Origin of the sequence: Streptomyces sp. NPDC088387 (assembly GCF_044753385.1) — a bacterium.
In the GTDB taxonomy this organism is placed as follows: Bacteria; Actinomycetota; Actinomycetes; order Streptomycetales; family Streptomycetaceae; genus Streptomyces.
The window spans coordinates 215899-234804 of sequence record NZ_JBIVNC010000004.1; the positions used below are offsets into that span (position 1 = coordinate 215899).

19 protein-coding genes are annotated in these 18906 nt (G+C 70.6%); 9 read left to right on the forward strand and 10 right to left on the reverse strand.

Features of this window, described 5'->3' with window-relative positions:
- Positions 1-170: 170 nt before the first annotated feature.
- Positions 171-914 (reverse strand): SigE family RNA polymerase sigma factor, encoded by a 744-nt coding sequence (locus ACIQAC_RS12450; protein WP_402189692.1) that lies wholly within the window; start codon positions 912-914, stop codon positions 171-173.
- Positions 915-1151: 237 nt separating this feature from the next.
- On the opposite strand from ACIQAC_RS12450, the gene afsQ1 reads away from it, so the two are divergent.
- From afsQ1 to ACIQAC_RS12475, 5 genes are all read left to right on the forward strand, one after another.
- Positions 1152-1829: a two-component system response regulator AfsQ1 gene (gene afsQ1 / locus ACIQAC_RS12455; protein WP_402189694.1), complete on the forward strand. Its 678-nt coding sequence runs from the start codon at positions 1152-1154 to the stop codon at positions 1827-1829.
- Positions 1826-3391, forward strand: coding sequence for an ATP-binding protein (locus ACIQAC_RS12460; protein WP_402189696.1), 1566 nt, complete (start codon positions 1826-1828; stop codon positions 3389-3391). Before afsQ1 ends, ACIQAC_RS12460 begins: the two co-directional genes overlap by 4 nt.
- Entirely contained in the window at positions 3388-3993 is a 606-nt protein-coding gene (locus tag ACIQAC_RS12465; RefSeq protein ID WP_402189697.1) for a hypothetical protein, read from the forward strand. The genes ACIQAC_RS12460 and ACIQAC_RS12465 overlap by 4 nt, the downstream gene beginning before the upstream one ends.
- Before the next feature lie 233 nt (positions 3994-4226).
- Complete coding sequence (locus tag ACIQAC_RS12470; RefSeq protein WP_402189699.1) at positions 4227-4790, forward strand: VanZ family protein; 564 nt, start codon at positions 4227-4229, stop codon at positions 4788-4790.
- A gap of 92 nt (positions 4791-4882) precedes the next feature.
- Complete coding sequence (locus ACIQAC_RS12475) at positions 4883-5086, forward strand: PspC domain-containing protein (RefSeq protein WP_402189700.1); 204 nt, start codon at positions 4883-4885, stop codon at positions 5084-5086.
- An 85-nt stretch (positions 5087-5171) separates the two neighbouring features.
- Here ACIQAC_RS12475 and ACIQAC_RS12480 read toward each other — a convergent pair whose 3' ends face one another.
- Both ACIQAC_RS12480 and ACIQAC_RS12485 read right to left on the reverse strand, forming a co-directional pair.
- On the reverse strand, positions 5172-5528 hold the full coding sequence (locus ACIQAC_RS12480; protein WP_402189703.1) for an ATP-binding protein: 357 nt from the start codon (positions 5526-5528) through the stop codon (positions 5172-5174).
- A gap of 165 nt (positions 5529-5693) precedes the next feature.
- A complete protein-coding gene (locus ACIQAC_RS12485) occupies positions 5694-6857 on the reverse strand; it encodes an adenosine deaminase (RefSeq protein WP_402189705.1) in 1164 nt (387 codons plus the stop codon).
- A 113-nt stretch (positions 6858-6970) separates the two neighbouring features.
- Here ACIQAC_RS12485 and ACIQAC_RS12490 point away from each other — a divergent pair, with 113 nt between their 5' ends.
- Positions 6971-7729 carry an alpha/beta hydrolase gene (locus ACIQAC_RS12490; RefSeq protein WP_402189708.1) on the forward strand — a complete coding sequence of 253 codons (759 nt, stop codon included), beginning with the start codon at positions 6971-6973 and terminating at the stop codon, positions 7727-7729.
- 228 nt (positions 7730-7957) lie between these two features.
- Here the strand turns inward: ACIQAC_RS12490 and ACIQAC_RS12495 are convergent, their stop codons facing one another.
- A complete protein-coding gene (locus ACIQAC_RS12495) occupies positions 7958-8911 on the reverse strand; it encodes a LysR substrate-binding domain-containing protein (RefSeq protein ID WP_402189711.1) in 954 nt (317 codons plus the stop codon).
- A 63-nt stretch (positions 8912-8974) separates the two neighbouring features.
- Here ACIQAC_RS12495 and ACIQAC_RS12500 point away from each other — a divergent pair, with 63 nt between their 5' ends.
- Both ACIQAC_RS12500 and ACIQAC_RS12505 read left to right on the forward strand, forming a co-directional pair.
- On the forward strand, positions 8975-10231 hold the full coding sequence (locus ACIQAC_RS12500; protein ID WP_402189714.1) for an MFS transporter: 1257 nt from the start codon (positions 8975-8977) through the stop codon (positions 10229-10231).
- 213 nt (positions 10232-10444) lie between these two features.
- Entirely contained in the window at positions 10445-11461 is a 1017-nt protein-coding gene (locus ACIQAC_RS12505; RefSeq protein ID WP_402189716.1) for a sigma-70 family RNA polymerase sigma factor, read from the forward strand.
- On the opposite strand, the gene ACIQAC_RS12510 is transcribed toward ACIQAC_RS12505, so the two are convergent.
- On the reverse strand, positions 11345-11731 hold the full coding sequence (locus tag ACIQAC_RS12510) for an STAS domain-containing protein (RefSeq protein ID WP_402189717.1): 387 nt from the start codon (positions 11729-11731) through the stop codon (positions 11345-11347). The genes ACIQAC_RS12505 and ACIQAC_RS12510 overlap by 117 nt on opposite strands.
- A gap of 155 nt (positions 11732-11886) precedes the next feature.
- Here ACIQAC_RS12510 and ACIQAC_RS12515 point away from each other — a divergent pair, with 155 nt between their 5' ends.
- Positions 11887-12807 (forward strand): AEC family transporter, encoded by a 921-nt coding sequence (locus ACIQAC_RS12515; protein WP_402189719.1) that lies wholly within the window; start codon positions 11887-11889, stop codon positions 12805-12807.
- A 125-nt stretch (positions 12808-12932) separates the two neighbouring features.
- Here the strand turns inward: ACIQAC_RS12515 and ACIQAC_RS12520 are convergent, their stop codons facing one another.
- From ACIQAC_RS12520 to ACIQAC_RS12540, 5 genes are all read right to left on the reverse strand, one after another.
- The gene (locus ACIQAC_RS12520; RefSeq protein ID WP_402190690.1) at positions 12933-14210 is read right to left on the reverse strand and encodes a thymidine phosphorylase; all 1278 of its coding nucleotides are present in this window, start codon (positions 14208-14210) and stop codon (positions 12933-12935) included.
- 98 nt (positions 14211-14308) lie between these two features.
- Positions 14309-14719 (reverse strand): cytidine deaminase, encoded by a 411-nt coding sequence (locus ACIQAC_RS12525; RefSeq protein ID WP_402189722.1) that lies wholly within the window; start codon positions 14717-14719, stop codon positions 14309-14311.
- Positions 14716-15981: an ABC transporter permease gene (locus ACIQAC_RS12530; protein ID WP_402189725.1), complete on the reverse strand. Its 1266-nt coding sequence runs from the start codon at positions 15979-15981 to the stop codon at positions 14716-14718. Before ACIQAC_RS12530 ends, ACIQAC_RS12525 begins: the two co-directional genes overlap by 4 nt.
- Complete coding sequence (locus ACIQAC_RS12535; RefSeq protein WP_402189727.1) at positions 15978-17099, reverse strand: ABC transporter permease; 1122 nt, start codon at positions 17097-17099, stop codon at positions 15978-15980. Before ACIQAC_RS12535 ends, ACIQAC_RS12530 begins: the two co-directional genes overlap by 4 nt.
- Positions 17099-18787: an ABC transporter ATP-binding protein gene (locus ACIQAC_RS12540; RefSeq protein WP_402189729.1), complete on the reverse strand. Its 1689-nt coding sequence runs from the start codon at positions 18785-18787 to the stop codon at positions 17099-17101. The genes ACIQAC_RS12535 and ACIQAC_RS12540 overlap by 1 nt, the downstream gene beginning before the upstream one ends.
- Positions 18788-18906: the final 119 nt, after the last annotated feature.

Consider the following 18906-nt stretch of genomic DNA (forward strand, 5'->3'; position numbering starts at 1 on the left):
GTGCTTCCCCCGTTTCCCCTTGCTCCCCCGTACTTTCCCCCGTGCTTCCCCCAGGGCCCTGCGTGTTACCGGTGCTCCCCCGGACCCTGTTGGTAAGACCCCCGTACCACCCCCGTGATACACCCCCCGGGGTCTTTTTTTGGTGCACCTTTTGGTGCTCCCCCCAACCTTCAGGCGACCAGTTCGCCGAAGGCGTCCTCCTGGTCACGGCCGAAGCTGAGGACCTCGTCCTCGCGCAGCCGGCGGAGCGACCGCCAGATGCTGGACTTCACCGTGCCCACGCTGATGTCGAGGATCTCCGCGATCTCCGGATCCGTGCGGCCCTCGTAGTAACGGAGGACCAGCATGGTGCGCTGGAGTTCGGGCAGCCGGGCCAGCGCCTGCCACAGGACCGCGCGCAGTTCGGTGCCGCGCATCGCGTCCGTGTCGCCGGGCGTCTCCGGCAGTTCCTCGGTCGGGTACTCATTGAGCTTGCGGCGCCGCCAGGCGCTGATGTGCAGGTTGGTCATGGTCCGGCGGAGATATCCGCCGACCGCCGCCTTGTCGCTGATCCGGTCCCAGGCCCTGTACGTCGAGAACAGCGCGCTCTGGAGCAGGTCCTCGGCCTCGAAGCGGTCACCGGTCAGGTGGTAGGCGGTTGCGTACAGGGAGGCGCGGCGCTCCTGGACGTAGGCGGTGAACTCCACCTCCGACAGGGAACGTCGCTCCCCCGGTTCCTCCCCGTACGCGGCTCCCCCGTGCGTCTCCCCCGTGAGACCGTCAACCACCGTCATGTACGCGGTGTGCTGACGCCCGGTGCCGCGAGCGCACCCCCGCCCGCTCACGGCACCGGACTTCTCGGAACCCCGGCCCCCGTTCACGTCGTGCAGCCGCGTGATCACTGCGCTGGAGCTGGTGCCGTGCAGCGTGTTCATCTCGCGCCCCCCGTCGTGGACTTCCCGGTGTTCTGTCTTGCGGTGTGTTGCTTCCGTGCTTGTGTCGAAAAGCTTGCCCGGGGTCTTTCATGGCCGTGTCCGCCGACTGTCACAGACCTGTCACAGGGGCCTGTCGGGGCAACTGGCAAGATCACTCACAGCGTTCGGAGGCCGCTGTGGAGCTGATCCGCACCCACAGGTCGAACACCGAGCCCTCCATGAGTCAGAATGACCCCCGTGCCTTCCCTGTTGCTGATCGAGGACGACGACGCCATCCGTACGGCCCTGGAGCTCTCACTGACGCGCCAGGGACACCGCGTGGCGACCGCTGCCAGCGGTGAGGACGGTCTGAAACTGCTGCGTGAGCAGCGGCCGGACCTGATCGTGCTGGATGTGATGCTGCCCGGCATCGACGGTTTCGAGGTGTGCCGGAGGATCCGGCGCACCGACCAGCTGCCGATCATCCTGCTCACCGCGCGCAGCGACGACATCGACGTGGTGGTCGGGCTGGAGTCCGGCGCCGACGACTATGTGGTCAAGCCCGTGCAGGGCCGGGTGCTCGACGCCCGGATCCGCGCGGTGCTGCGCCGCGGCGAGCGGGAGGCGAACGACGCGGCGAGCTTCGGCAGCCTGGTCATCGACCGGGCCGCCATGACCGTCACCAAGAACGGCGAGGATCTCCAGCTCACGCCGACCGAGCTGCGGCTGCTCCTGGAACTGAGCCGGCGGCCCGGCCAGGCGCTGTCGCGCCAGCAGCTGCTGCGCCTGGTGTGGGAGCACGACTACCTCGGTGACTCCCGTCTGGTGGACGCCTGTGTCCAGCGGCTGCGCGCCAAGGTCGAGGACGTGCCCTCGTCCCCGTCACTGATCCGTACCGTGCGGGGTGTCGGTTACCGGCTGGATCCGCCTCAGTGACCGATCGGCACGAGTCAGGCCGCGGCTGGGCCGCGGCACGCAGGGCGGTGCTGTCCGGGCTGCGCTTCACCAGTCTGCGGCTGCGCCTGGTGGTGGTGTTCGGTCTGGTCGCGCTGACCGCCGCGGTGTCGGCGTCCGCGATCGCGTACTGGCTCAACCGCGAGGCGGTGCTCACCCGTACCCAGGACGCGGTGCTGCGCGACTTCCAGCAGGAGATGCAGAACCGCGCGGGTTCGCTGCCCGAGCAGCCCGACCAGAACGAGCTCCAGCACACCGCGAGCCTGATGGCCACCAGCAGCCAGCGCTTCACCGTGCTGCTGGTCGCGGAGAACGCCGACGGCGAGACGGTGTCCGGCAGTTCCGGCGGCCTGAACGGCTTCACACTGGCCGACGTCCCGAAGTCGCTGCGTACGGCGGTGAACAAGGAGCAGTCGACGTCCGACGGCAACAAGTCGCCGTACCACCTGTACTGGCAGCGGGTCGTCGACGACGGCACGCCCTATCTGGTCGCCGGCACCCGGGTGATCGGCGGCGGGGCGACCGGGTACATGCTCAAGTCGCTGGAGCCGGAGGCGAAGGACCTCAACTCGCTGGCCTGGTCGCTGGGGATCGCCACCGGTCTGGCGCTGATCGGCTCCGCGCTGCTCGCGCAGGCCGCCGCCACGACCGTACTCAAGCCCGTGCAGCGGCTCGGGGTCGCCGCGCGGCGGCTCGGCGAGGGGAAGCTCGACACCCGGCTCAGGGTGTCCGGCACCGACGAACTGGCCGATCTGTCCCGGACGTTCAACAACGCGGCCGAGGCGCTGGAGAAACGGGTCGACGACATGGCGGCGCGGGACGAGGCGTCCCGGCGGTTCGTCGCCGACATGAGCCACGAGCTGCGGACGCCGCTGACCGCGATCACCGCGGTGACCGAGGTGCTGGAGGAGGAGCTGGACTCCGAGAGCGGCGGCATCGACCCGATGATCGAGCCCGCGGTCCGGCTGGTGGTGAGCGAGACCCGGCGGCTCAACGACCTCGTCGAGAACCTGATGGAGGTCACCCGCTTCGACGCGGGCACCGCCCGGCTCGTCCTCGACGAGCTCGACGTGGCCGACCTGATCACCGCCTGTATCGACGCACGGGCCTGGCTGGACGCCGTGGAGCTGGACACCGAGCGCGGCATCCTCGCCCAGCTCGACCCGCGCCGGCTCGACGTGATCCTCGCCAACCTGATCGGCAACGCCCTCAAGCACGGCGGCTCGCCGGTGCGGGTGTCGGTGCGCGAGGCCGACGAGCACGTGGTGATCGAGGTCCGCGACCACGGCCCCGGTATCCCCGAGGACGTCCTGCCGCACGTCTTCGACCGTTTCTACAAGGCGAGCGCCTCCCGGCCGCGCTCCGAGGGCAGCGGCCTCGGCCTGTCCATCGCCCTGGAGAACGCGCACATCCACGGCGGCGAGATCACCGCCGCCAACTCCCCGGAAGGCGGCGCGGTGTTCACCCTGCGGCTCCCCCGGGACAGCAGGCCGCCGGAGGAGACGGACGAGGCCGAGCCCTCGGACAAGGGGAACGCCTCATGACCGTACGACGTTCCCTGCTCGCCCTGCCGGTACTCGCCGTACTGCTCACCGGCTGCGGGATCCGGGCGACGGAGGTGCCGACCGAATTCGGCGCCGCCCCCTCCCGCGCGCACTGCTCCCTCGCCGAACCGGAGGTCGTCCCGCGCACGGCGCTGGGCTTCCCGGCCCAGGTGTTCCTGCTCTGCCGCTCCTCCCTGGTGGCCGTCGACCGCCTGGTCGAGGTCCCGGAGAACGCCGCCGAGTCCGCTCGGCGCGTCCAGGTGGCACAGGGCCTGCTGGACGAACTCGCCCAGTCCCCGTCGACCCCCGAGCAGGAGGCCGGCTACACCACGGACGTCCGCTACGGCCTCCGGGTGACCGGCCCGCGCACCGACGACCCCGAGGACACCCTGCGCCTCAGTGTCCGGCCCGGGGAACTCACCACGTACGCCCTGGCCCAGGTCGTCTGCACGTTCTCCGACTCGGAGGCGGCGGAGGGCGACGGCTCGGTCATCCTCGGCGGCCCGGACACCACCCCCCTGCACCGCTACGAATGCACGGACGAGGTCCGCACCCGCCCGGGAACAACGGCACCCCCGTCGACAGAGGTCACGAACAACTGACCCCCTGCAAGGCTTGGGGGCTCCGCAGGACTCTGGCCCGCTGCAAGGCTTTTAGGGGCGCGGGGAACTGCGCGACAAGCCACGAACCACCCGCACCCGGCAACGCTCCCCCGAACCCCCATGGGTTGCCGCCGTAGCCCCCCGCACCCCCCGGCCAGGGGTGTGGCACAGACCTCACCCCCACCCCCCACCCCCTCGGAACCGATCCGCCCAACCCCCGCGTCTAGCCAGACGTGCAGCGTCAAGGCTCCAGCGGCAGCGCCGCCCGCATCCGGGCGACAGGAGGTGTACTCCTCGTCGCACACCTCGTGTTCGTCGCCTGGCTGACCCTCCGCCCGCTCGACGTCCCGTGGGTGAGCCCCGCCAACCTCCGCCCCATGGCCGGCATCCGCGCCGACCTGGCCCTCGGCTGGCCCGACGCGGCGAAGCGGATCGGCGAGGGCCTCGCCCTGCTGGCCCCGCTGGGCGTACTGCTCCCCACGGTGTCGGGCCGCATCCACGTGTCACCCCTGGTGTCACTGCTACGCACCGTCGCCGCCGGCACCCTGATCTCCCTCGGCATAGAGCTGCTCCAGACCGGCGTACCCGGCCAGGTCACGGACGTCGACTCGCTGCTGCTGAACACCGTCGGTGTCGCCCTCGCCCATCTGGCGTTCGTCCCCGCGATCCGCGCCCACCTGCGCCGTCGCACGGACCACCCGCTGCGCCGGCCGGACCCTGAGGGTCACCCCCTCCTCCAGGACGAGGCGACTCAGGGTCGTACCCCGACGATTCCCAGGGTCGGTATCGCCCCATAGAGCGACGCTTGGACCGGTTCGTCTTCGTAACGTTGAGTACAGATGAGGCCACCCGGACGGGAGGCCGATCCGACGCTCACGAAGGAGACACCATGTCCCGCCTCGCCCGCCCCGCCAACGGCCGCATGATCGGCGGCGTGTGTGCCGCGCTGGCGCGGCGCTTCGGTACCTCCGCGACCACGATGCGCGTGATCTTCGTGCTGTCCTGTCTGCTGCCGGGACCGCAGTTCCTGCTCTACATAGCGCTGTGGATCCTCTTCCCCTCCGAGGGCAAGGCGGCGCGGACAGCCTGGTAAGTGCCGTGCTCGACAACGCCTTCGGGGCGCACCCCGCGTGATGCGGGGTGCGCCCCGAAGGCACGTGTACGGACTTGGGGGCCCGTCAGCCCAGCGGCAGCCCGTTCACCGGGGCGCCGTGCGTGGGCAGTCCCTGCACCGGCAGTCCGCCGAGCAGACCGGCGACCGGCTCGGTCGGGCCCTGCGAGAGCACCTTCTGGGCGACCGGCTGCGCGGAGGCGAGGCCCGCGCCGAGCGCGTTCTGCCCCTGGGCGAGCGCCTCACCGGCACCCGGCATCGCCTGCGAGAGGTTCTCGGCGGGCAGGGTCCTGGTGACGGTGTCCAGGGCCTGGCCGGCGTCGGGAGCGGCCTCGGGGGCGGCGTTCGCGGCACCCGCGCCGGCGGCGGCGAAGGCGGCGCCGAGAGCGGCGACACCGAGGGTCTTGGCAGCAGACTGCTTCATCGTGAATGCGTCCTTGACTGAACTCGAAATGGGATGACGGGGACAGGTGGGGGGTGGCATGGGGATCGGGGAGCGGTCCACGAACGTAAACATGCCAAGCCGCCTGCCGCAAACATCGAAATGCGGACGAGTGGTGAACACCCGTCCGCGTCCCGAGTCCCGCAATCAGCCCTCTTCGCCCGCTGAACCGCTGGTGGAAGCGGTCTGGCGGAACAGCCATTCGGATTTCAGCTCGGCATAGCCGGGCTTGATCACGTCATTGATCATCGCGAGTCGTTCATCGAAAGGAATGAATGCTGACTTCATAGCATTGACGGAGAACCACTGCATGTCGTCGAGCGTGTAACCGAATGCCTCGACGAGATGCTCGAATTCCCGGCTCATACCGGTGCCGGACATCAGCCGGTTGTCGGTGTTCACGGTGGCCCGGAAGTGCAGTCGCCGCAGCAGTCCGATGGGGTGCTCGGCGTAGGAGTCGGCGGCGCCGGTCTGGAGGTTGGAGCTGGGGCACAGCTCCAGCGGGATCCGCTTGTCGCGGACGTAGGCGGCGAGCCGGCCGAGGGTGACGGTGCCGTCGTCCTTGACCTCGATGTCGTCGATGATCCGGACGCCGTGTCCGAGCCGGTCGGCGCCGCACCATTGCAGGGCCTGCCAGATGGACGGCAGTCCGAAGGCCTCGCCGGCGTGGATGGTGAAGTGGTTGTTCTCCCGCTTGAGGTACTCGAAGGCGTCGAGGTGGCGGGTGGGCGGGTAGCCGGCCTCGGCGCCGGCGATGTCGAAGCCGACGACGCCCAGATCGCGGTAGCGGTTGGCGAGTTCGGCGATCTCCAGGGCGCGGGCCGCGTGCCGCATCGCGGTGAGCAGGGCGCCGACGCGGATGCGGTGGCCGTTGGCGCGGGCGATCCGCTCGCCTTCCCGGAAGCCCTCGTTGACCGCCTCGACGACCTCCTCCAGGGTGAGCCCGCCGTCCAGGTGCTGCTCGGGGGCGTAGCGCACCTCGGCGTAGACGACACCGTCCTCGGCGAGGTCCTCGGCGCACTCGGCGGCGACCCGGACCAGTGCCTCGCGGGTCTGCATCACGCCGACGGTGTGGGAGAAGGTCTCCAGATACCGCTCCAGCGAGCCGGAGTCGGCGGCCTCGCGGAACCACATGCCCAGTTTGTCGGGGTCGGTCTCCGGGAGGCGCGAGTACCCGGTGGCGCGGGCGAGTTCGACGATGGTGCCGGGGCGCAGCCCGCCGTCGAGATGGTCGTGCAGCAGGACCTTCGGCGCCCGGCGGATCTGCTCAGGGCTCGGGACGGTCCCCATTCGGTCAGTCTGGCTCGTCATTTTCGCACACTATCTCCTACGCGCGTAGATCGCCTGGTGAGCGGTTCCGTCGATACGTAAAGGTGACCCCACCGACCGGTGGCGTACACCGCCGCTTCTGACACTGTTCTGTCATGGCACAGCAAGCGACACCGGTTCGCAGCGCCCGTCTGGGGCGGGCACTCGGCCCGGAGCCGACGGCCGTCAGCGGGGTGGTGCTGCTGCTCCCCGGCGGTGACGAGGTCTCAAGCCGCAGGCCCTCCCCCATGTTGGCGACGGCGTCGGTCCGCGCCCTGGGGCGCCGACTTGTGCGCGCGGGGCGGGAGGAGGGCCTGACCGCGCACGTCGTGCACTACCGCTACCGCGGCTGGAACGGCAGCGAGGCCCATCTCGCCCGGGACGCCTCCTGGGCCACCGACGAGGTCGTACGGCGCTACGGCGACGTGCCGGTCTGTCTCGTCGGCGTCGACATGGGCGGCCGGGCCGCCCTGCACGCGGCGGGGCACGAGGCCGTCAACTCCGTGCTCGCGATCGCCCCTTGGCTGCCGGAGTCCGATGTCGCCGCGTCGCCCGAACCGGTGAAGCAGCTTGTGGGGCGGCGGGTGCTGATCGTGCACGGCACGAACGACCAGCGGACCGATCCGGAACTGTCGTTCCGGCTGGCGGCGCGGGCGAAGAAGGCGAACCGGGATGTGTGCCGGTTCGAAGTGCATGCGGATCGGCACGGGTTGCATCAGTACCGGGATGAAGTGCATGCGCTTGCTGCGGACTTTGTGATGGGGGTGGTGTATGGGCGGGCGTTTTCGCGGCCGGTTCGCGATGCGTTGGCTGCTCCGCCGCCGTTGGGGTTGCGGATGCCGTTGGCTGCGGGGTTCGGGAGTTCTTTTCGGTAGCGCCGCTGGGGTGACTGTCTGATTCGGAGTGCGGGTCCGTTGTGGTTTCTCGCGCAGTTCCCCGCGCCCCTGCGGCGTGACGGAGCCGCTCGTCGACACGGACCCGCGCCACTGGGCGCGTGGCGGAGGCTCTCGTCGACACGGACCCCTGCCACTGGGGGGCGTGGCGGAGGGCTCGTCGACGCGGGACCGCGCCATTGGACAGCGGTCCCCGGGGGGTGTTGCCGGTCACGTCGGGAGTAGGTTGCCCCGCCTGGAGAGCAGGAAGTGCTTGAAGGCCGCCACGGGGGGTGTGTCCGGGCGGTCCGCCAGCCAGGCCACTCCGATTTCCCTGGCCGCTCTCGGCGCGGTGACCGTCAGTTCGACGACTCCCGGGCGGGGGACCGTCGGGGGTGGGAGGAGGGCTACTCCCAGGCCCGCCGCCACCAAACCCCTCAGGGTTTCCGCCTCCTCGCCCTCGAAGGCGACCCGGGGTTTGAAGCCGGCCTGCTGGCAGAGGGCGTCGGTGATGCGGCGCAGGCCGTAGCCGGGTTCGAGGGTGACGAAGGTGTCGTCGGCGGCCTCGGCCAGACGGACCCGGCGGCGGCCGGCGAGCCGGTGGTCGGCGGGTACGACCAGCCGCAGTTTCTGTTCGTCGACGCGGCGGGCCACCAGGTCGGGGGCGTCCGGGACGGGGGACGTGAGGCAGAGGTCCAGTTCGCCGGCGCGCAGGCCTTCGAGCATGGCCTCGCCGTGGTTCTGGACGAGACTGAAGCGCACCCGGGGGTGGTCGGCGCGGAAGGCGTGCAGCAGGCCGGGCACGGTCTCGGCGCCCATGGTGTGCAGGAAGCCGAACGCGACCTTGCCGGTGGCCGGGTCGGCGTCGGCGCGGACCTCGTCGGCGGCCCGCTCGATCTCCGCGAGGGCGCGTTCGACGGAGGCGAGGAAGGTGCGGCCCGCGGGGGTGAGGGCGACGGTACGGCCGCGACGGGCGAACAGGTCGACGCCCAGGTCCTGTTCGAGGCGGACCAGCGCGCGGGACAGGGTGGACTGCGGGACGTTCATCTCCTGCGCGGCCCGTGTGACGTGCTCGGTGCGGGCGACGCCGGCGAAGTGGGCGAGGCGCGGAGCGAGCAGCGCGACGATGTCTTCTGTGTCACTGCTCGGTGACAGGCGCTTCTGTGACCTCTGCTGATGCTGCATGGGAACGATTATGGCTATTCCATGCATTGGACGGATGAGCGCGGGCGTACCAAGCTCGTTCGCATGACTCCCGCCAGTACCGTGGCGTCCACGTCCGTGGGCGCCGCACCCTCCGGTTCCGCTCCCGACTCCCGTATCTTCCCCGGCGGACCCGGCTACCGCCGGATGAGCTTCGCCCTCTTCCTGGCCGGAGTCGCGACCTTCGCACTGCTCTACTCCACGCAGGCCCTGCTGCCGCTGATCTCGGCCGACTTCGGGGTGAGCGCGAGCGACGCGAGCTGGACGGTGGCGGCCTCCACGGCCGGCCTGGCGCTGTTCGTCATCCCGATGAGCGCGCTGTCCGAACGGTTCGGCAGGCGTACGGTCATGACCGCGTCGCTCGCGGTCGCGGTGGCCGTGGCGGTGGTGGTGCCGTTCGCGCCCTCGCTGACCGCGCTGATCGCCCTGCGGGCGGTACAGGGCGCGGCCCTGGCCGGGGTGCCTGCGTCGGCGACGGCGTATCTGGCGGAGGAGGTGCGGCCGAAGGCGCTGGTCACGGCGATCGGTCTGTTCGTCGCGGGCAACAGTGTCGGCGGTATGAGCGGCCGGGTCCTCACCGGCTGGGTCGCCCAGGAGTGGGGCTGGCGGGTCGCCCTCGGGGTGCTCGGTCTGGTCGCGGTCGGCTGCGCGGTCGCCTTCCGGATGCTGCTGCCGGCGCCGGCGCACTTCTCGCCGGGGTCGCTGCGGCCGCGGGTGCTGGGCCGTACGGTCCGTGCGCATCTCTCCAATCCGCTGCTGTGCCGGCTGTACGCGATCGGCGCGCTGTTCATGACCGTCTTCGGCGGTGTGTACACGGTGATCGGGTACCGCCTGGTCGAGGCGCCCTTCTCGCTCCCGCAGGGGGTGGTGGGCTCGATCTTCCTGGTCTATCTCGTCGGTACGGTGTCGGCGTCGACGGCGGGACGGCTGGTCGGGCGGCTCGGGCGCCGGGGCGCGTTGTACCTGGCCGGTGGCACGACGACGGCGGGTCTGCTGCTGTCGCTGGCGGACTCGCTGCCGCTGGTGCTGCTGGGGCTGGTGCTGATCACGGCGGGGTTCTTCGCGGGGCACGCGGTGGCCTCGTCGGCGGTCAGCAAGACGGCGACGCGTGGGCGCGCCCAGGCTTCGGCGCTCTATCAGTCCGCGTACTACGTCGGCTCCAGTGCGGGGAGCACGGTGGGTGCGGTGGCGTTCCACGCGGGGGGCTGGGCGGGGACGGTGTCCGTCGGGCTCCTGGCGGTCCTGGGCGTGGTCGCGATCACCCTGGCCGGCACGCGGGCCGCCCGTCTGGCGACGGTTTAGCCACTTCGGGTGCGGCCCGGTGGGGGCTGGTCGCGCAGTTCCCCGCGCCCTTGAAAGCACAAGCCCTCCCCGCGTAGCCGCAACGCACCCCGACGCCCCTGACCTGCACGTTCGGCAACTCCGGGGGCCATTGTCAGTGGGCTGCGGTAGCTTCCAAAGTGCTGGACGCAATGAGGCGTGCAACACAGGAACGGCCACAGGGGTGGGTGGACGATGACCAACGGCACAGCGACGACGACAGATCTCGACACAACACTTGAGAAACACCGGGTCGAGCTGACCGGCTACTGCTACCGCATGCTCGGCTCCTCCTTCGAGGCGGAGGACGCGGTCCAGGACACCCTCGTCCGCGCCTGGCGCAGCTTCGACAAGTTCGAGGGCCGCTCCAGCGTCCGCTCCTGGCTCTACCGCATCGCGACCAACGTCTGCCTGGACATGCTCAACGCGGGCAACAAGCGGGCCAGGCCCATGGACCTCTCCGAGTCCAGCCCCCTCGCCCGGGCGACCCTGTCCCCGCGCTCCGACGACACCTGGCTGGAGCCGATGCCGGACGCCCGTGTGCTGCCGACGCCCACCGACCCGGCGGAGGCGGCCGTCGCCAAGGAGTCCGTGCGGCTGGCGTTCATGGCGGCGCTCCAGCAGTTGCCGCCCAAGCAGCGCGCGGTGCTGATCCTGCGTGAGGTGCTGGCGTGGAAGGCGAGCGAGGTCGCCGAGCTACTCGGCACCTCGGTCGCGTCGGTCAACAGCGCGCTTCAGCGAGCCCGCGCCACCCTCGCCGAGCGGGACGAGAAGGGCGCGACCGCCGCGGTGTCCGACCCGCTGGACGAGGAGCAGCAGAAGCTCCTGGAGCGCTATGTCGCCGCCTTCGAGGGCTATGACATGACGGCGCTCACGGCGCTGCTCCACGAGGACGCCATCATGACGATGCCGCCGTTCGACCTGTGGCTGACCGGCCCGTCGGACATCACCGGCTTCATGACGACGCTCGGCGCCCCGTGCGCGGGCTCGCGGCTCGTGCCGGTCCAGGTCAACGGCCTGCCGGGCTTCGCTCAGTACAAGCCGGACCCGGACACCGGCGGTTTCTCGCCCTGGGCGGTGCAGGTGCTGGAGATCTCAGAGGGGCGGATCACGGGGTTCCACTGCTTCCTCGACACCAAGCGCTGGTTCCCGCTGTTCGACCTGCCCCTCCATCTCGAAGCGGAGGCCGACCAGGTCGAGAAGGGCGTGTAGCGCGGGGTCGGGATCGCGGAGCCGGATCCGTCCGCCGGACCGGCGTGCGGCGAGTTCCAGGCGGGCCAGCAGATCCACCGCCCCCAGCCCCGGTGGCCCGAGGCCCGCGACGTCGCAGACCACCACCGGCGCCCCTGTCGCCTCCAGGAGCGCCCGCACATCGTCGCAGAGCCCTGTCACCTCGTCCCGGGTGACGGGGCCTGCGAGCACGATTTCGGCAGGGGTCATGGCGTCCACGTGCGGTAGACCGGTCCGGCGGCCGTAACTCATCGCGGGCGGCGGCGGACGGTCCCACCGCTCGCGCCGCGAGGATCACATTGACCTGGGCAACGCCTGCCCCGGAGGGTTGGCTGTATGCCCCATGGATCACCCGTGCCCGCGAGACACCCACGCCCGTTCGCCCGTGCCGTCACGAGGGGGGCGCAGTGCAGGGGGTGCTGAGCGGCTTCGCGGTGATCGCGGTGGTCATCGCGGTCGGCTATCTGATCGGCGTACGCGGTCATCTGGGTGAGCAGGGCCGTGAGGTGCTCACCAAACTGGCCTTCCACGTGGCGTCCCCGGCGCTGCTCTTCACCACCCTCGCGGGCGCCGACCTCTCGGTGGTCTTCTCCAGCCGGCTGCTGGTGACGGCGCTGAGCACGCTGGCCGCGGCGGGCCTCTTCGTCGCCGTGGGTGCCGTACGGCGCTGGGGTGTGGGCCGCACCACGGTCGGGGCGCTGTGCTCCAGCTATGTCAACGCCGGCAATCTCGGTATTCCGATCGCGGTGTACGTGCTGGGCGACGCGTCGCTGGTGGCGCCGGTGATGCTGTTCCAGCTGATCGGCGTGACACCGGTCGCGCTGACGATCCTGGACCTGTCCGGCGAGGGCGACCGGCGTCCGGCGTGGCAGGTGGCGCTCACCCCGCTGCGCAATCCGATAGCCGTCGGCTCGCTGGCGGGTGTCGCGGTCTCGGCGACCGGGCTGCATGTGCCCGGCCCGATCTGGGACCCCCTGACCCTGATCGGGAACATGTCGGTGCCGGCGGTGCTGCTGGCGTTCGGCATCTCGTTGCGCGGCAGCACCCTGCCGCTGCGCGGCGCCGAACGGGCCCCGGTGCTGCTGTCGGTGGCCCTCAAGTCGTTCGCCATGCCGCTGATCGCCTGGGTCCTGGCGGCCGGCGTCTTCGGTCTGCGCGGCGAGGCCCTGCTCGACGTGGTGGTGACGTCGGCCCTCCCGGCCGCCCAGAACCTCTTCACCTACGCGAGCAGCTATCGCGTGGGAGAGGTCCTGGCACGGGAGTCGATCCTGCTGTCGACGATCCTGTCGGTGCCGGTACTCGTGGTGGTGGCGGCGCTGCTGGGGTGAGGGGGAACTCACTGGTCCCGAGCTCCACTTCAAAGGGAGCCGACACTCACACCGGACATCCAACACGCCGAACGGGACCGGCGCCCGTCCGCCGATCCCGTTCACCCGAAAGGGAAAACCTCAGGTCAGGCGATACGTTCCAGCACCACCGGCGATGTCGTGAAGGCCGTCCCCGGAGCCGCGATGTCGTACGAGCCCCCGACGGCCTCCAGCGCGTACTCGAAGCGCTCGGGAGTGTCCGTGTGCAGGGTCAGCAACGGCTGGCCCTCCCGTACCTCGTCGCCCGGCTTGGCGTGCAGCTCCACACCGGCGCCCGCCTGCACCGGGTCCTCCTTGCGCGCGCGTCCCGCGCCCAGGCGCCAGGCGGCGACCCCGATGTCGTAGGCGTCCAGGCGGGTCAGCACACCCGATGCCGGAGCCCTGACCACGTGCTGCTCGCGGGCCACCGGCAGCTCCGCGTCCGGGTCGCCGCCCTGCGCGGCGATCATGCGGCGCCAGACGTCCATGGCGGAGCCGTCGGCGAGGGCCTTCGCCGGGTCGGCGTCCTTGACGCCGGCCGCGTCGAGCATCTCGCGGGCCAGGGCCAGGGTCAGTTCGACGACGTCGGAGGGGCCGCCTCCCGCGAGGACCTCGACCGACTCCCTGACCTCCAGGGCGTTCCCGGCCGTCAGGCCGAGCGGGGTCGCCATGTCCGTCAGGAGCGCGACCGTGTTCACGCCGTGGTCGGTGCCGAGGCCGACCATGGTGGAGGCCAGTTCGCGCGCGTCCTCGATGGTCTTCATAAAGGCGCCGGTGCCGACCTTCACGTCCAGGACCAGCGAACCCGTACCCTCGGCGATCTTCTTGGACATGATCGAGGAGGCGATGAGCGGGATCGCCTCGACCGTGCCGGTGACGTCCCGCAGGGCGTAGAGCTTCTTGTCGGCGGGGGCCAGGCCGTCGCCCGCCGCGCAGATCACGGCGCCGGTGGTGTCGAGTACGGAGAGCATCTCCTCGTTGGACAGCAGCGCGCGCCAGCCCGGAATCGACTCCAGCTTGTCGAGGGTGCCGCCGGTGTGGCCGAGGCCGCGGCCCGAAAGCTGCGGAACGGCCGCGCCGCAGGCCGCCACCAGGGGCGCCAGCGGCAGTGTGATCTTGTCGCCGACGCCGCCCGTGGAGTGCTTGTCGGCGGTCGGACGGGACAGCGCGGAGAAGTCCATCCGCTCGCCGGACGCGATCATCGCGGCGGTCCAGCGGGCGATCTCACGCCGGTTCATACCGTTGATCAGGATCGCCATGGCGAGCGCGGACATCTGCTCGTCGGCGACCTCGCCGCGCGTGTACGCGTCGATGACCCAGTCGATCTGTCCGTCACTGAGTTCACCGCGGTCGCGCTTGGTGCGGATGACGGAGATGACGTCCATGGCCATGGCTGGGGTTCCTTCCGAAGTGGTGCGAAGAGCGCGGCCCCTCCGAGGGGATGGTCCGGAGGGGCCGCGGACGACTGCGTGTCCTGCGTGTCCTACGTGTCCTGTCCGGCGAGATGCCCGGGACCGAAGGCCTGCGGGAGCATCTCCGACAGCGGCAGGATCCCCGCGGGGGTCTCCAACAGCAGGTCGGGGCCGCCGAACTCGTACAGCAGCTGGCGGCAGCGGCCGCACGGGACGAGGATGTCGCCCTCGCCGTCGACGCAGGTGAAGTGCGTCAGCCGGCCGCCGCCGGTGCGCTGGAGCTCCGAGACGAGGCCGCACTCGGCGCACAGGCTGAGCCCGTAGGAGGCGTTCTCGACGTTGCAGCCGGAGACCGTACGGCCGTCGTCGACGAGGGCCGCGACCCCGACCGGGTAGCCGGAGTAGGGGGCGTACGCGCGGGTCATGGCCTCGCGGGCCAGCCGGCGCAGCGCCGCCCAGTCGGGGTCGGCGGCCGGGCTCACTTGCCCTGCCCCTTGCGGTACGGCATGCCGTCCGCCTTGGGCATCCGCAGGCGCTGCGCCGACAGGGCGAGCACCACGAGCGTGATGACGTACGGCGTCGCGGAGACGACCTGGTTGGGCACCTCGTTGGTGCCGGCGTACCAGGCGAAGACCAGGGCGCCGACGACGAGGGTGATGACGGCCTGGACGTACTTCTTGCGTACGGCCATCCAGATCGCGCCGATGAGCAGCAGCAGCGCGCCGAGCAGCAGCAGGGCGTGCACGTTCTCGGAGCCGCCGCGCAGGTTGAGGCTGTCGGTGTAGCCGAACAGGCCCGCGCCGATGGCGAGTCCGCCCGGCATCCAGTTGCCGAAGATCATCGCGGCGAGGCCGATGTAACCGCGGCCGCTGACCTGGCCCTCCAGATAGAAGGGGTTGGCGACGATGGAGAGGAAGACCCCGCCGAGGCCGGCCAGTCCGCCGGAGATGATGACGGCCAGGTACTTGTACTTGTAGACGTTGACGCCGAGGGACTCGGCGGCGACCGGGTTCTCGCCGCAGGACCGCAGCCGCAGTCCGAAGGCGGTGCGCCACAGGATCCACCAGGTGGCGGGGATCAGCGCGACGGCGATCAGGGTCAGCCAGGACACGTTGGTGACCAGGCCGCCGAGCAGGCCCGCGATGTCGGAGATCAGGAACCAGCCGTGGGCGTTGAGGTCCCGGAGCCAGTCGGAGAGCCCCGGCACGGTGAAGTGGCCGAGGGAGTCGACCGCCGGGGACTGCTTGGCGGAGCCACCCGAGTGGCCCTCGAAGGCGAGGGGTGCGAGGTAGCGGGTGGCGCCGAGGGCGAGGATGTTGATCGCCACACCGGAGACGATGTGGTTGACGTTGAAGGTGATGGTGACGACGGCGTGCAGCAGACCGCCGATGCAGCCGCCGATGATCCCGACGAGGACGCCGGTCCACGGGCCCCACTGGAAGCCGGCCCAGGCGCCGAACCAGGTGCCCAGGATCATCATGCCCTCGAGGCCGATGTTGACGACCCCCGCGCGCTCGGCCCACAGACCGCCCAGACCGGCGAGGCCGATCGGCACGGCGAGCTGGAGCGCGGTGGACATCTGGCTGACGTTGGTGATGCCGTCGGCGCCGGTGATGATCCGGACCAGCGAGGTCAGGGCCAGGGCGCCCGCGATGACCAGCATCAGGACGGACAGCGACAGGCGACGGCCGGTCGGTGCCGCGGGCTGGAGCGAGGGCTGGTTGAGGTCGGTCACGGTGGTCATCGGCCGGCCACCTCCTTCGTGGAGTTGTCGGCACCGAGGACATGACCGGCGGCGAGTTCGGCGCCGACGCGGCGCTGCTGGCGGCGCAGGCCCCATTCGCGGACGGCCTCGTAGGAGACGACGACCGAGAGGACGATCAGGCCCTGCATGATGACCGCGATCTCCTTGTCGTAGTCGTGGAAGTCCAGTTCGGGCGAGGCCTTGTCGAGCCAGGCCCACAGCAGGGCGGCGAAGGCGATGCCGACCGGGTTGTTGCGGCCGAGCAGGGCGATGCCGATGCCCAGGAAGCCGATGCCGGTCGGGAAGTTGAGGCTGTAGGTGTGGGTGTCGCCGAGCAGGATCGGCAGGCCCGCGAGTCCGGCGAGGCCGCCGGAGATCAGCATGGCGGTGAGCACCATCCGCTTGGGGTCGACACCGCTGGCCGCGGCGGCGGTCTCGGAGGCGCCGGAGGCGCGCAGGTCGAAGCCGAAGCGGGTGCGGTTGAGGACGATCCAGTAGCCGATGCCGAGCAGCACGGCGAGGATCACCAGGCCGTAGATCTCGCCCGCGTCGCCCATGTCGATGCCGGGCACCCAGCCCGACTCGTGCATCTCGCCGGTGGTGTTGTTGTTGCCGACCTTCACACCGAAGACGTCGGGCAGCCACAGGTAGGCGATGACCGAGGTGGCGATCGCGTTGAGCATGATGGTCGCGACGACCTCGCTGACCCCACGGGTGATCTTGAGGACACCGGCGATGCCGGACCAGAAGGCGCCGGTGCACACGGCGGTCAGGATCAGCAGCGGGACCTGGAGCGCGGCCGGCAGGTTGGCGTGCGCGCCGACGACGGCGGCCATCATGGCGGCGAGCTGGTACTGGCCGTCGACGCCGATGTTGAACAGGTTCATCCGGAAGCCGATGGCCACCGCGAGCGCCGCGATGTAGTACAGCGAGGCCTGGTTGATGATCAGGACCTGGATGTCCGAGAAGCCGGCCTGCTCGAACATGATCGTGAACGGCTCGACCGGGTTCTTGCCGGACGCGATCAGCACGATCGCGCTGAGCACAAAGGCCACGGCGAGCGCGATGACCGGTCCGGCCACGGCGAGGAGCAGCCGCTCCTTGTCGAACTTCTTCATCAGCGGGCCTCGTCTTCGCCGGACTCGGGAGACTTGCGGAGGTCGGGAGTCTCGGGGGTGTCTGCCGGGTGCTCTGCGTGGCCGGCGGTCTCGGAGTCGCTGCCGGCGGCGTCGCTTTCGGCGCTCTCCAGGTGGCCGGTGACCGCGCCGGTCATCGCCGAGCCCAGTTCCTCGGGCGTGACGGTGGCCGGGTCGGCGTCGGCGACCAGCTTGCCGTCGTAGATCACCCGGAGGGTGTCGGACAGGCCGATCAGCTCGTCCAGGTCGGCGGAGATCAGCAGCACGGCGAGCCCCTCGCGGCGGGCCTCGCGGATGTGGTCCCAGATCGCGGCCTGCGCGCCGACGTCCACACCGCGGGTGGGGTGCGAGGCGATCAGGAAGCGCGGCTTGTGGCTCATCTCGCGGCCGACGATCAGCTTCTGCTGGTTGCCGCCGGACAGCGAGGAGGCGGTGACGTCGATGCCGGGTGTGCGGACGTCGTAGGCCTCGACGATCCTGCGGGTGTCCGCCTGCGCGGCCTTGGGGTCCAGCCAGACGCCCTTGGCGTTGGGCTTCTCGGTGACATGGCCGAGGATGCGGTTCTCCCAGAGGGGGGCCTCCAGGAGCAGTCCGTGGCGGTGCCGGTCCTCGGGGATGTACCCGATGCCGTGTTCGCGGCGCTTGCGGGTGGCCCAGCCGGTGATCTCGTCGTCGACCAGGCTGATCGTGCCGGAGTCGGCGGACCTGAGGCCGATGAGCGCGTCGACCAGCTCGGTCTGGCCGTTGCCCTCGACGCCGGCGATGCCGAGGATCTCGCCCGCGTGGATGGTGAAGGTGATGTCGTCCAGGAGGGCCTTGCCGCCGGGTGCGGCGAGCCGCAGCCCGTCGACGGTGAGGACCGGGCGGTCGGTGACCGTGGACTCGGCGGTCTCCGGCGTGGGCAGCTCGCTGCCGACCATCATCTCGGCGAGCTGGCGGGAGGTGGTCTCGGCGGGGACGGCCGTACCGACCGTGGTGCCGCGGCGGATGACGGTGATCTCGTCGGCGACGGAGAGCACCTCGCCCAGCTTGTGGGAGATGAAGATGACGGCCAGGCCCTCGGACTTGAGCTCGCGCAGGTTGGCGAAGAGGGCGTCGACCTCCTGCGGCACGAGTACGGCCGTCGGCTCGTCCAGGATCAGGGTGGTGGCGCCGCGGTAGAGGACCTTGAGGATCTCCACCCGCTGGCGGGCGGCGACGCCGAGCTCCTCGACCAGCAGGTCGGGCCTGACGCCGAGGCCGTAGCGCTCGGAGAGCTCCTTGATCCGGCGGCGGGCGCGGGCGCCGATGCCGTGCAGCTTCTCGCTGCCGAGGACCACGTTCTCCAGCACGGTGAGGTTGTCGGCCAGCATGAAGTGCTGGTGGACCATGCCGATGCCGCGCGCGATGGCGTCGGCGGGCGACGAGAACGTCACCTGCTCGCCGTCGATCGCGATGGTGCCCTCGTCCGGCTTCTGCATGCCGTAGAGGATCTTCATCAGGGTCGACTTGCCGGCGCCGTTCTCGCCGACGAGGGCGTGCACGGTGCCTTTGCGGACGGTGAGGTGGATGTCGTGGTTGGCCACGACACCGGGGAAACGCTTGGTGATCCCGGCGAGCTCGACGGCGGTGACCCGACCGCCCGCAGCCGCTGGGGCCGGAGGGCTGCTGGACGCTTTGATGGCGCACACTCCATGAGGACGGGGGTCGTCTACACGCGTAGCGCCCCTACGGCATACGAAGGGGTGACGATCCTGCACAACGGGGTACAGGGAGGCATCCTCCCCGTACCCCGTTGAGCCGACGTAAC